The organism is Neorhizobium sp. BT27B (assembly GCF_050455485.1).
In the GTDB taxonomy this organism is placed as follows: domain Bacteria; phylum Pseudomonadota; class Alphaproteobacteria; order Rhizobiales; family Rhizobiaceae; genus Neorhizobium.
Genome location: NZ_JBCIYT010000022.1, coordinates 1 through 12,552, shown reverse-complemented (window position 1 = coordinate 12,552; position 12,552 = coordinate 1). Strand labels below are relative to the sequence as shown.

The window sequence follows — 12,552 nt, the reverse complement described above, 5'->3', positions numbered from 1 at the left end:
CTCGGATTGGAATGTTGTACGGATGGCGCTGATCGTAATTGCCGAAGACGAGTTTCTGATACAGGACGTCCTGGCAATGATGCTGGAAGACGCGGGCTATGAGGTAGAAGCAGCGTCCCACGGCGCCGCCGCCCTCGATCTCGTCAGACAGAACAAGCCCGCTCTTGTCGTGACTGACTTCATGATGCCGTTGATGACCGGCCTGGAACTGGCCCGCGCCATCCGGGCCGATCCCGCGTTGAAAGCCATTCCTATCATCCTGACGAGTGGGGCTCAGGGAAGCATCGGTCGCGCCGAACCTGAAATGTTCAATGCGGTTTTGGACAAGCCGTATCGTGAGGACGAGTTGTTGGCGACAATCGCCAAGCTTTTGGGATCAGCCATCGCGTCCGCTTGACGCCAAACCATATTTACGCGGGAATCAGCGCCGACGCTCCGAGAGCCCGTCCTCTGACGCTCTGACGTGCCAGATAAGGACTCTTGTCATGCAGCACTCTAGCTTGTTGCCGTTTATGGTCTTGAAGGGAATCGAACCATCGCCCCTTTCTCACGGGCATTGCGAACAATTGGTTTTACCCAAATTTCAACAGCCGCATCGCGCACTCGGCGGTCACGCGCTCGTTTATTGGCGTCTCGTACGGCATTAGCGTGTAACCGAGGAAAGCGCGCCGAAGTGTCGACGCGCTTTCATCCTCTTAATCAGCCTCAACTATTTAGTCGAGCGTGTAGGCAATCACAGAATCGCCCGGCGTCGTGCCGAGCGAGCCGTGGCCGCCGGCTGCAACGACAATATACTGCTTGCCGTCCTTGCCGCGATAGGTCATCGGCGTTGCCTGGCCACCGGCCGGAAGCGCCATCTTCCACAACACTTCGCCGCTCTGCATGTCGTAGCCGCGGATCGAGTCGTCGAGGGCTGCAGCCGTGAAGGCCACGCCGCCGGCGGTCGTCAGCGTTCCGCCATGGGCGAGCATGCCCATTTCGAACGGGATCGGGAACTTGATGCCGGCAAACTGCTGGCCGGCTACCGTGCCGTTCCGGTATTTCCAGGCGGTCTTGCCGGTCGTCAGGTCGACGCCGACGCGAACGCCCCAGGCGGGAGCATTGCACGGAGCGTTGAGCGCCGAGCGGAAATGCTTGATCGAAACAGCATAGGGGCCGCCGAGGTTCTCGTTGCCGGGTTTGGATTCCCCGCCCGAATTGTCTCCGCCGAATACCCGCTTGTCGAGCTGGCCTGCCGGGCGCGGATAGAGCTGGTAGAGATAGGCGAGATATTGCGGCGTGCCGATCAGCCACTTGTTGACCGGATCGACCGCGACCGAACCCCAGTTGAACACGCCGATATTGCCCGGCCATACCAGCGAGCCGGTGGTGGTCGGCGGCGTCCATGGATTGCCGTCGTAGCGATACTGGTTGTAGGTCGTGCGGCATGCCATCTGGTCGAACGGCGTCGCGCCCCACATGTCGGCTTCGCGCAGCGGCGCCGGCGTGAAGTTGAGCGACGACATCGGCTGTGTCGGCGAAAGTTTCTCGCCGGCAATGTCGGTATTGGTGTTCACCGGCACGTCCCTGACCGGCAGGATCGGCTGGCCGTTGGTTCGATCGAGAACCCACAGATTGCCGATCTTGGTCGGGATGATGATCGCCGGTGTATCGACGCCGTTCTTCGGCAGGTTCAACAGCACCGGCTGCGACGGGTTATCGCGGTCCCAGAGGTCGTGATGCGAAGTCTGGAATTTCCACTTCAGCTGGCCGGTCTTGAGATCGAGTGCGGCAAGCGCATCGACGAAAGCTTCCTGCTCGGGCGTACGCGACACGCCGACCTGGTCGGGAGAGGCGTTGCCGAACGGGATGTAGGCGAGGCCGAGTGTTTCGTCGGCGGCGAACTGCGTCCAGGCGACGACCGAATTCGGCTCGTAATGTTCGCCCGGCGCAAGCGGAGCCGTGTCGTTCGGCTTGCTGGCATCGAACTTCCAGACGACCTTGCCGGTACGCACGTCGTAGGCGCGAATGACGCCCGACGGGTTGTTTTCGTAATAGTTGTCGGCGATCGCGCTGCCGAGGATGATCAGGTCCTTGGTCACCAGCGGCGCCGATGTCTGCTGGTAGGTGGCGCGATTGGTGTCGATCATGCCCTCCATCAGATCGACGTAACCGTCGGTGCCGAAAGTCTTGCACAGCGCGCCGGTATCGGCGTTCAGTGCAAAGAGGCGGGCATCGACGGTCGACGCGACGATGCGGCGCGGGCATTCGGCAATCGCTGCCGCTGTCGCGCCCTGCTGTTCCGGCGCGCTGTCTGCCGGTGCTGCATAGGCGGTCGAATCGTTCCAGGATACGCCACGGCACGTCTGGTGCTGATAGAACGGGTCGCGCTTCATCATCGGGTCAAAGGACCAGCGAACCTTGCCGGTTTCCGGCTCGAGCGACTGGATGATATTGTGCGGCGTGCAGAAATACAGGGCGCCGTTCACTTTGATCGGCGTCGCCTCGAACGTGTATTCCGACGAGTCCTGATCGGCCTTGCGAAGGTCGCCGGTATGGTGTTCCCAGGCAACCTTGAGGCCCTTGACGTTCTGGACATTGACGTCCTTCAGCGCCGAATACCGTTGGCCGAGATTGGTGCCGCCATAGGCGGTCCAGTCATTGGCAGGGTAGGGTGTGCCGCTCGGATCGGTCGCGACATCCGCGGAGGCCGTCTTTGCAAGCTTGCCGGTGATCGACAGTGGATCGTAGAACCAGGCGATGACGCCGAGAACCGCGATGACGGCAACGACGGCGCGCAAGGCGAAGACGCCATTGCCAAGGCTCGGTGCCCAAAGCTTCTGCGGTCGGTCACGCAGGCCGTTGGTGACGAAAGGCAGGCTGAGAAGAATGCCGAGGAAAATGACCAGAGCACCGCGCGGAATCCACTGCCACTTGTCGAATCCGACTTCGTAGAGCGTCCAGATGAAGGTTGCGGCCACGTCAGCGCATAGACCCAAAGGCCGGCCTGGCGTCTCATCATCAGCAATATGCCGGCAACGGTCAGGCCAAGCCCCATGAGGACATAGAACGGGGAACCTCCCGCAAGCGCCAGCTTTCCTCCGTAACCGAGAATAGCGAGGCCGAGCAGAGCGGTAATAACCCCTCCGATACGAGACATCATGGCGATGTGCTCCTTCTAAATTGGTTGAACATGCCGGCCATCCCTGACGGGTGCGACGCAAGGCCACAGACCTGCCTTTCGCACCTATGCCCGATTGTTCCTGCGTTCTACAAGCCGGAAGTTGTTATGCAAGTCGATTTCCTGTGCGGTGCACAAGCACAGTAAAATTGGTTGATTTGTTGCACGAGCCTGCGATCCGCCTTCGCAATTTCCACCGTGTGCCTACGTGTGGAGCTTGCTGTAGCGCAAGCCGGACGCCTTGATGAGGTCCGAACTCATGACCTACGCCTACCGGTAAGTTTGAGCAGCACGCGCGAATATTAGAACGAACCGACTATCCACGATCTCGGAAGCATAATCTTTCTACAATCTAATAGCCGACTCCATCGTCGGCCATCAGGAAAGGACCGAGAAGTTGAGCAGTCGAAATCCAAAGTCGACGGCGTTGGTCCTCGCTGTCCGCAGGCGCAACTGGTGTCAGCGATCTGGCTTTTTTGACAGAGACGTAGAGGCCAGTTTTGACGCCAAATTCAGGATCGGTCGCGAGCCGCGCGATGATCCCAGCACCACGGTTCGGATCTCCGACCCCCAGCCGGTTCAGAGCTTTGGCGAGCGGTGATGAAAAGCCGAGTTCTCGTCCCAGACTTGTGACGTTGAACCCTGGATCCAGACAGTTGACCGTCACCCCTGTACCTTCGAGTTGTCGCGCAAGCTCTATCGAAAACATGATATCCAGCAGCTTGGTGCGACCGTATATCTCTGAAGACCCACGGGCCGTGAAGGGTGCGGTATCCAGAAGATCCGCCTCGATACGAAGGCCGCCGCTCCGACGTGACGCCTCCGAGGCAACGGTGACGATACGGGCAGGGGCCGACCTCACCAGATTGTCTCGCAGTACCGATGTCAGAAGCCACGGCGCAAAATAGTTCACGGCCATCATTTCGGCAAAACCGTCCTTGGTAACGCGCTGCTGGAACGCATGCAGACCGGCGTTGTTGATCAGCACGTCGGTACGCGGATGCCGGGCGGCGATGGCTCTGGCAACCGCGACCACGTTTCGAAGATCGGTGAAGTCCGCGTAGAACACATCAACGGCTGCGCCCGGTGCAGAGGCCTCGATCAGCGCGCGCGTGGCGTTCGCCTTCGACTGGCTTCTCGCCGTGAGGATGAGGTCGGCACCCCGGCGCGCCAACTCGATTGCTGCGAGCTGACCGATACCGTCAGTGGCACCTGTTATGAGAGCTTTCGGACGCTGAGGCATTTGCAAGACCGCGCTTGGTTGATATATATCCACTATGTGCATTTGGTTGTCATATGTCCACCATATTTGCCGAGGTGATTATGGAGAAAGAGCGTTCGGAACATCTCAGGAAGCTTGGGCTCGAGCTCAACGCGCTGCTCGCTGCCTCACGCGCCCTCACCGCCGCATCGGCGGAACGGTTCCACCCGAAGCTTCAGCCGGCTGCCTACCAGATCGCCACGATCCTGTCGGCGCGAGGTTCTGCAACAGGCCGGCAGCTTTCGGAACAGCTCGATATGGACAAGAGCGCGGTCAGCAGGCTGTTGAAGTCACTCTGCGATCTGGAGCTGACAGAGTCGGCGAGCGACCCCGACGACCGTCGTTCGGCCATCTATCGGTTGACGCAGGAAGGACGATTGAGGCTTGAGGCATCGATCGAGGTGAAGGCCGGAGCGTTCCACTCACGCACTGATGGATGGAGCGAAGCCGAGCTTATCCAGTTCACAGGATTGCTTCGGAAGTTCAACCGACCCGAATAAGCGAGACCTGGTCGTCAAGCGGACTGAGGCAGCGGGACTTCGAGCCCGATCTTGATCCGGTCCATTGCCACGAATGTCCGAAAACGCTTGACGTTATTGTTGCCGAAAAATAGCCGGCGGGTCAGCGCCTCATAGTCCGCCATCGACGGCACGACAACGACCAGCACAAAATCCGCCTCGCCCGTCACATAGAAGCAGTGCTGGATCTCGGGCGTAGTCGCGAACGCCTGCTTGGCGGTTTCTATCTGCTCGGATGTCTCGCTGATCACCTCCACTTCGACGAAGATTGTGATCGGGTGTCCTAAGGCTGCGGGATCGACGACGGCAACATTGGCGGTGATAATTCCGGCTTCAGTCATTTTCTTGATCCGGCGCTGAACGGCAGGAGCAGAAAGGTTGACCGCCTCGCCGATCGTTCGTTGCGGGGTGAGATTGTTCTTCTGAAGGATGCCGAGGATTTTGCGGTCGAAGTCATCAAGGGGCACGAGGCATTCTACTCCGGCAGTGGGCAAACGAAACAAACTTGCAAATCAGGCCGCGATATTCAGCGCTCAGTGCGCTTCGAATGCAATATGGTTTCGTGGCGAATATCGGAGCAAATCATGTTTTTGCCAAACACACTTACGGACTACAGATCTCCTCTTGATCCTCGTGATGCCGAAGCGCTTGGCGAAGAGGCCGCCAGGGAGGTCGAAAGATACCTCACATACCGCGAAGAAAACGCAGCCACGCCACTGGTCTCGCTTCCAGGTCTTGCCGCCGAGCTTGGTGTGTCGAGCATCAACGTGAAGGATGAAGGTTTCCGTCTCGGCCTTGGCAGCTTCAAGGCACTGGGTGGCTCCTATGCTGTTATACGGCTTGTTCTCGAAGAGGCGGCCAAACGAATGTCTCGACACGTCGATATATCCGAACTTCACGCATCAGACGTCAAGGCGATCGCGAGCACCATGACTTTCACCTGCGCCACCGATGGCAATCACGGACGATCCGTGGCCCAGGGCGCTCGAATTGTTGGCGCCCCGGCCGCGATATTCGTTCATGCTGGCGTCAGCGACGAGCGGGTCGCGGCAATCGCCCGCTTTGGCGCAGAGATGATCCGTGTCGGGGGCTCCTACGACGACTCCGTCAGGGAAGCGGCCAGGGTTGCAGGCGAACAGCACTGGACCGTCGTATCCGATACGTCGTGGCCCGGATATGAGCGTATACCCGGCCTCGTCATGCAAGGTTACACGGCGCTTGTCCGCGAGGCCCTCAGAGAGCTGAGTGAACCTCCAACCCATGTCTTCGTGCAGTCTGGCGTCGGCGGGATTGCCGCTGCGGTGGCAGGCTATTTTTCGATAGCCATGGGTGAGAAGCGGCCGATGTTCATCGTTGTCGATCCGAAAAGAGCGGCCTGCATTGTCGAGAGCGCAAGGGTGGGACATCCGGTTGTCGTTCCACATGGGGAGTCCACCGTGATGGCGATGCTCGAATGCTACGAACCATCGCTGGTCGCCTGGCGTATTCTTTCGCGCGCCGCTGACGCCTTCATGACGGTGGACGAGCAGGATGCGATCGACGCCATGAGGAGATTGGCCCGCCCCGCTCGTGGGGATCATGCAATCGTCGCAGGTGAAAGCGGCGGTGTTGGACTGGCCGGACTGATCAAGGCTCTTGCGGATCAGGGTATCAAGCAGACACTCAAACTCGGCGACCGGTCTCGTATTCTCCTCATCAACACTGAAGGGGCAACCGATCCTCTCCGGTACGAAGAGCTCGTTGGCGAGACACCAGCATCGGTTCTGGCGAGAGCAGCGGAGGCGAAGGTATGACTGCAGGAGCACAGGCAGCGTCAGTGAGTGACATCGGCCAGTTGATCGCAGAAATGATGGCGTGGCGTCGGCATCTTCATGCCCATCCGGAGTTTGGTTTCGAGGAACACGCGACGGCAGCCTTTGTCGCTTCCAAGCTCCGGGAATTTGGCCTCGATGATGTAACGGAGGACATTGGTCACCGGCGTCGTCGGCACTTTGAAGCGGGGAAGCGGTAATCGTGTCGTCGCCCTGCGGGCCGATATGGATGCGCTACGGATTATCGAGAATGGCAGCGCGGACTACAAATCGATGAACGAAGGGGTGATGCACGCTTGCGGACATGACGGTCATACGGCCATGCTCCTCGGCGCTGCGAAGCTTTTGGCCGAGGAAGGCGGTTTCGATGGCACCGTCCGCTTCATCTTCCAGCCTGCCGAGGAATGGGGAAAAGGCGCGCTCGCGATGATGGCCGACGGCCTGATGGAAAAATTCCCGTTCGATGAGATCTATGGCATCCACAACATGCCGGGTCTGCCTGTCGGCGTGTTCGAGACGAATCCCGATGCCATCATGTCGGCCGAGGACAATTTCGAGATCACGCTCACGGGCATCGGCGGTCATGCGGCGCGGCCGCATTCAGGCAATGAGGTGCTTGTCGCCGCCTGCGCACTGGTCACTAACCTTCAGACGATCGTCGCGCGCCGCCTCGACCCTGCCGACATCGCCGTGGTGTCGGTCACCGAGCTGATCACCGACGGGACGAGGAACGCGCTCCCCGGAACCGCACGCATCCTCGGGGACGCCAGAAGCTTCCGGAGTGACGTCAGCGCAGATATCGAAAAGCAGATACGCGTCATCGCGCAAGGCACCGCCTTCGCCTACAATGTCGAAACGCATGTCCACTATACGCGAGAATTCATTCCGCTCGTCAACGATGTAACCCTGGCAAATGAAGCGATTGATGTGGCGCGAGATCTCTTTGGTGCCGCCAAAGTCCGGGTTAGCGCGAAGCCGATGACGGCGTCGGAAGACTTCGCACAGTTCCTCACTAGGGTGCCGGGATGCTTCATATTTCTTGGTAATGGAGAGAAGTCTGCGCCGCTGCACAATCCGAACTATGATTTCAATGACGAGGGACTGGTTCACGGCCTACAGTTTCACGCAGGGATCGCGCGGCGGCGTCTGGCTATGTCGACTGGAGCCGAGACAAGCCTGGATGCCGCGGGGACTTGAACACTTGTATCAACCGTCCAGCTAGCGGCCGTCCATCTTCTTTCGCCTTGCTAGGATCTGAACCCTCGACCATTCAACTCATCCAACCGCTCGGCCCGGCCCACACCGAGCGCAAGTTCGTCAAGATGCAAACGCACTAGAAAGTAGTCTTAGGGTGCGCTCGAGGGCGCAAGACCTTCATTTGAGCCGATGCATACGCGGTTTCGACCCTGCTGTTTTGCGGCATAAAGCGCTGCGTCAGCGGCCGCCAGGATCATTTCTCGCGATATTCCTGGACAGACGGCGCACGAGACGAGGCCGATGCTCACACTCTGGGGTGGGGGACAGTTCCCCATCCCGGCCATGCCTGCAACTTGCGCAGCATGCCGCGCCCTTTCCGCAACGACAGATGCCCTCGATAGATCGGAATCCGGCAAGATCGCCACGAATTCTTCGCCGCCGTATCGAGCAAGGAGGCCGCTCTGCGAGATGACCTCGTTGAGCGCCGTTGATAACACCTGCAAGCACCGGTCACCTGCCTGATGTCCGTAGGTGTCGTTGAAGCGCTTGAAGTGATCGACATCGATCATCATCAGGGAGATCGATGTCTGGTGCTTTTGCGCGTTCACGAGCATCTCATCAAACGCCGCATCGAATTTGCGCCTGTTCGCCAGTCCGGTCAGCGGATCCTCGAAAGCACTTTCAGCCAGTCTCTCGTTTGCGACGCGGAGGAGGTCGTTCTTGACGGTAAGTTCTTCAAGCAAACGCTCGTTCATCTCCTCCGCACGCAGTTGTCGCATTCGATTGCCGACCATCTGGACGATAAATGAGGATAAAAAGCAGTAGTACAGGATGCATGCTGGGATAATGACGTAATTTCCATCCAGATATGCTGCGATAGCCATCAGTCCCAGAACAAAAGCGACGTTGATGAACGCCGTTCCCGGCATCATGAACGCCCTTCCGGCCGCGCCTTGCACTATCGCGCATGCCACACCAACAGTAATCGTCTGGGTGGTAGCCGACGCCCCGTAAAGCAGCACTGCGCCGCAAACACCCCATCCGAGCCCGCACACGAGTGAGCCAAATACGAACAGGGATACCCATCGCTGGTGCACAGGGACGGTAGCATGCTTGCAGTAAAGGTATTCGAGAACGACCCGCAGAAACAGGCACGTTGCAGCGACGATCGTCGCCCGAGCGCCCGCCAACACCGCTCCTGACCAGGCGGCGCTCAGTCCTGCGAGAGCAATGCCGCCCGTTGCAACCACATGTGGCTTGCTACTATAAAGCTCCCGGAGCGTAGCTTCGACTTGCGCTGGCGAGGCTATTTCGGAGCCCGCCAAAGCAAATGGATTTAACATTCCAACGAGGCGCATCGCATTTTTCCAGATCAGTCGATGCTTTACCTACAGCACCCAAAAGATCTTTATCAGTTCCTCGTAAAAGATCCCTTTCATCCCGATTAGACTCCGAGTTACCGATTGCTGGCGTATCGGCATATGGATTTACCTAAACAATCAACCATCGAACATCGTGCGCCAAGCCATTTCCGTCATCGACGTTGGAGAGCCCTTGGAACCTTCGTAACTTTGGCTTGAACCAGTCCTAACCATTTTCCTTGCCGAGGATTGGCTGGCGCTATTCGCTTTTACGAGTAGCGCCAGCGCCTCAGCTTGTGCCAATAGCCAATGTCGAAGCCCCTCATTCCCAAACTAGGCAGGGCTCAAGCCCGGGCGAAATCCCGCATCAGCCGAGCGTTTCGCGCACGTTCTTAATGGATTGTGCCATTGATCACCATCTTCGAGACGGAGGCTTTCATGAGATCCGGATCGAAATGGCCGGTGGAGCGCATCATCGTTTCGATGGCCTCCGCTTGTGACCAAGCCCGCTTGTACGGTCGCACCGAGGTCAGTGCGTCGTAGACGTCGCAGATTGCCGCAATGCGTGCAACGTGTGGGATTGCCGAGCCGGCCAGCCGATGCGGATAGCCGGTCCCATCGAATTTCTCATGGTGGTAAAGGCAAATATCGAGAACAGGCCGGGGCATGCCAGCGATACGTTTCGCCATCTCGTAGCCTCGTTCCGGATGAGTTCGAATGAGATCCATCTCTTCGACTGTCAGCTTTCCGGGTTTACGCAACAATGCGATTGGCAGCACCATTTTGCCAAGATCGTGAATCAGGCCGCCTAAACCGAGAATCCGCACCGCTTCCTCGCTTAGCCCGAGGTTTCGGCCGAAAGTGACCATGAGGGCACTGACCGCCAACGAATGCAGGAATGTTCCCTCGTCCTTCTTCTTGAGTTTGGCCACAGCAATCATCGCGCCAGCATTGGTCATTGCTGCCAGCATGATCCCCTCGACAGCTTTGTCAGCCGCGTCCAGATGAAGCGCTCCCCGAAGGCGAGCCTCGACGAGAACATCGCTCACACTGCGTCGGGCATCCTGAATGGCTTCTTGTGCATGTAGAATCTGCCCCGCGCTGAACTTTGAAGCGAGAGCAGCCTCAAAACCGATCACATCAAGCACGACTTCCTTGTGATCGGTATCAACGTCCAGGCCCTTCTGCGTATTTATAACGACACTGATCGCATGACTGTTCATCATAAGGTCGACGTCGAAGAGAGACGCAACAGGCCCAAGATACGGAAGCGGAAGATCCGCTCCCTCAAGCTCCTCAACATACATCCCGACGCGAACCTGATGCAGCCGTATCCTCTTCTTCATCCTTGCCCCCAAGGTTCCCTACCGAGATAGGAGCACAGTCATTCGAATATGTTACCAAATTCCCAATACCGCAGTGCAACAAAAAGCGGGTATGTCACGCGGGCGTCAGTTGGAGCTTGTTTACCAAGGGTGGTCTCGTCCGGTGGTCCAACATCAATGCAGAGACATTGCGTTCGGTGTCTCGGACCGTCCAACATGCCTTACTTATGGACTCTGGATTGACGCTGGTCCGGCGGTCAATCCCAGCGAACTCATCCATGAACAGCTTCGAACGCTGCCCGGAAAATGGGGCCTGCCAGCGCGGTAGATACCTAGGCTACGGCTAGCATTTCCCTCATGGTCGCGATGACGCGGCCGTGGTCGTACGGTTTGCTGAAAAACTTGCCCTCAACCGGTAAAAGCTCATCGCTCAATTGACGGTGGCCAGAAGCCACGATGATCTTGACAGGCGGCCACCTGTCACGAACTGCAGCAGCCAGCTTCAGACCGTCCATGCTGCCCGGCATGTCGATATCGGTGAACATCAAGCGGGTTTCGGGATGGGCGTTCAGAATGTCGATGGCGTCGTCTGCATTTGAGGCCTCGAGCACAATGAACCCCTCGTCCTCGAGCGACATAACCATATCCAGTCTTACAAGCGCCTCGTCTTCAACGACAACGACAGTGATCCCCTTTTGCGTCATCCCTCAAACTCTCCGCAGTTGACGCTTCACATGTGTCTTTTCGACTATGCGAACCTGATGAACGCGCTGGAAGACAGATTGATCCGAGGAGAACTATTCTATCTTTCAGCAAGTTACAGCCGAAGGCTATTTCAATCCATGATTGAGGATATGCGTGATCTATTTTTGCGCCGACATGCGCGACAGAGACCCGCTCACTGACAAACGAAAGCCGCCTGGAGCGAAGATGATTTCCGGAACCGTGCCGAATAACGATCCCAGCGCGGAGCGCACATAGCGCGTACCATAACCCTGCCGCGTCGGTTCTTGGACAGCCGGTCCCCCGACTTCCGTCCAGCTCAGAGAGAGTTCTGAACTGCCGTTTGCGGCAACAGACCACAAGAGGTCAACATGCCCGTACGGATGCGAAAGCGCGCCATACTTTATGGCGTTCGTGATCAGCTCGTGCAGGCACAGCGCGATCGCTGTGCCTGCGTCCCGGCTGACAACGATATCCGGCCCGCTGACATGAATGCGGCTCACGCCGGCGCTGTTGTAGGGAGAAACCGTCAGGTCAATCACGGCTGAAAGCGAAACCTCTTCGCCGCCGGCTTCAAAGACGGCGCTGTGGACGTTGGATAGCGCCTGAAGCCGACCGGCAAAATCGCTTGTCAAGCCCTCAACGGACGTGGCGCCGCGCCGGGTCATCTGGAAGATCGACGTAACACTCGCCAGGATATTCTTGACCCGGTGATTGAGCTCTAGACGCAGTTCTCGCTCCCGCTCGATGGAATCGCGGACCTGGCGTTGGCGCAGCCGCACCAACAGGTTCGACTGTATGCCGTTTACAAGCTCCAATGGCGCGATGGGACGCGTGTAAAACAAAAGACGCGAGCCCGGCCATGAAGTCAGCAATTGGTTGCGGATCCGTTCAATCGGCGCTGTCCGCTCCAAAAGGACAATAATCGGGACTTCCGACCAGTCGGGCTGCTCCGCGAGATGCGTTGTAATCCGTACGATAACCTGTGGGTTGAGGGCCTCGTGGGTGATTACGATGATGCCAGGAGATAAAGCCAGATGTTCGACCAGCTCCCCGTCTACCTTGGCGGCCTTGACCTCGATCTTCTGCTCTCGAAGGAAAGCAGCGACGTAATCGCCATCCTTGCGAAACGGAGCAAGGACGAGCACCCAGTCCAGCTCGCTATCGACCGGGACGTCATTCATTTCGGGTCCGGG

10 protein-coding genes and 1 pseudogene are annotated in these 12,552 nt (G+C 58.2%); 4 read left to right on the top strand and 7 right to left on the bottom strand.

The genetic code is table 11. From position 1 onward, the window contains the following. Window positions 1-22 precede the first annotated feature (22 nt). Entirely contained in the window at window positions 23-397 is a 375-nt protein-coding gene (locus tag AAIH70_RS29915) for a response regulator (protein WP_430037726.1), read from the top strand. A gap of 316 nt (window positions 398-713) precedes the next feature. Here the strand turns inward: AAIH70_RS29915 and AAIH70_RS29910 are convergent, their stop codons facing one another. After that, window positions 714-2,960 carry a membrane-bound PQQ-dependent dehydrogenase, glucose/quinate/shikimate family gene (locus AAIH70_RS29910; RefSeq protein ID WP_430037723.1) on the bottom strand — a complete coding sequence of 749 codons (2,247 nt, stop codon included), beginning with the start codon at window positions 2,958-2,960 and terminating at the stop codon, window positions 714-716. 552 nt (window positions 2,961-3,512) lie between these two features. Beyond that, entirely contained in the window at window positions 3,513-4,445 is a 933-nt protein-coding gene (locus AAIH70_RS29905) for an SDR family NAD(P)-dependent oxidoreductase (protein WP_430037720.1), read from the bottom strand. Window positions 4,446-4,456: 11 nt separating this feature from the next. On the opposite strand from AAIH70_RS29905, the gene AAIH70_RS29900 reads away from it, so the two are divergent. Further along, window positions 4,457-4,921 (top strand): MarR family winged helix-turn-helix transcriptional regulator, encoded by a 465-nt coding sequence (locus AAIH70_RS29900; RefSeq protein WP_430037718.1) that lies wholly within the window; start codon window positions 4,457-4,459, stop codon window positions 4,919-4,921. Between the two features lie 14 nt (window positions 4,922-4,935). On the opposite strand, the gene AAIH70_RS29895 is transcribed toward AAIH70_RS29900, so the two are convergent. Beyond that, complete coding sequence (locus AAIH70_RS29895) at window positions 4,936-5,406, bottom strand: Lrp/AsnC family transcriptional regulator (protein ID WP_430037714.1); 471 nt, start codon at window positions 5,404-5,406, stop codon at window positions 4,936-4,938. Between the two features lie 117 nt (window positions 5,407-5,523). On the opposite strand from AAIH70_RS29895, the gene AAIH70_RS29890 reads away from it, so the two are divergent. Further along, complete coding sequence (locus AAIH70_RS29890) at window positions 5,524-6,732, top strand: diaminopropionate ammonia-lyase (RefSeq protein ID WP_430037711.1); 1,209 nt, start codon at window positions 5,524-5,526, stop codon at window positions 6,730-6,732. Then, window positions 6,729-7,947, top strand: a pseudogene (locus AAIH70_RS29885) (M20 aminoacylase family protein). The gene AAIH70_RS29890 and the pseudogene AAIH70_RS29885 overlap by 4 nt, the downstream one beginning before the upstream one ends. A gap of 149 nt (window positions 7,948-8,096) precedes the next feature. Here the strand turns inward: AAIH70_RS29885 and AAIH70_RS29880 are convergent. The 4 genes from AAIH70_RS29880 to AAIH70_RS29865 form a co-directional block, all read right to left on the bottom strand. Further along, window positions 8,097-9,305 carry a GGDEF domain-containing protein gene (locus AAIH70_RS29880; protein WP_430037708.1) on the bottom strand — a complete coding sequence of 403 codons (1,209 nt, stop codon included), beginning with the start codon at window positions 9,303-9,305 and terminating at the stop codon, window positions 8,097-8,099. A 395-nt stretch (window positions 9,306-9,700) separates the two neighbouring features. After that, window positions 9,701-10,654 carry an HD-GYP domain-containing protein gene (locus tag AAIH70_RS29875; protein WP_430037705.1) on the bottom strand — a complete coding sequence of 318 codons (954 nt, stop codon included), beginning with the start codon at window positions 10,652-10,654 and terminating at the stop codon, window positions 9,701-9,703. A gap of 311 nt (window positions 10,655-10,965) precedes the next feature. Further along, on the bottom strand, window positions 10,966-11,337 hold the full coding sequence (locus AAIH70_RS29870; protein WP_430037702.1) for a response regulator: 372 nt from the start codon (window positions 11,335-11,337) through the stop codon (window positions 10,966-10,968). Between the two features lie 159 nt (window positions 11,338-11,496). Beyond that, the gene (locus AAIH70_RS29865; protein WP_430037784.1) at window positions 11,497-12,540 is read right to left on the bottom strand and encodes a sensor histidine kinase; all 1,044 of its coding nucleotides are present in this window, start codon (window positions 12,538-12,540) and stop codon (window positions 11,497-11,499) included. Window positions 12,541-12,552: the final 12 nt, after the last annotated feature.

Coding starts and splice junctions, on each gene's coding strand:
- AAIH70_RS29915 (WP_430037726.1), top strand. CDS start 23: ATGGCGCTGATCGTAATTGCCGAAGACGAGTTTCTGATACAGGACGTC.
- AAIH70_RS29905 (WP_430037720.1), bottom strand. CDS start 4,445: ATGCACATAGTGGATATATATCAACCAAGCGCGGTCTTGCAAATGCCT.
- AAIH70_RS29900 (WP_430037718.1), top strand. CDS start 4,457: ATGTCCACCATATTTGCCGAGGTGATTATGGAGAAAGAGCGTTCGGAA.
- AAIH70_RS29890 (WP_430037711.1), top strand. CDS start 5,524: ATGTTTTTGCCAAACACACTTACGGACTACAGATCTCCTCTTGATCCT.
- AAIH70_RS29880 (WP_430037708.1), bottom strand. CDS start 9,305: ATGCGCCTCGTTGGAATGTTAAATCCATTTGCTTTGGCGGGCTCCGAA.
- AAIH70_RS29875 (WP_430037705.1), bottom strand. CDS start 10,654: ATGAAGAAGAGGATACGGCTGCATCAGGTTCGCGTCGGGATGTATGTT.
- AAIH70_RS29870 (WP_430037702.1), bottom strand. CDS start 11,337: ATGACGCAAAAGGGGATCACTGTCGTTGTCGTTGAAGACGAGGCGCTT.
- AAIH70_RS29865 (WP_430037784.1), bottom strand. CDS start 12,540: ATGAATGACGTCCCGGTCGATAGCGAGCTGGACTGGGTGCTCGTCCTT.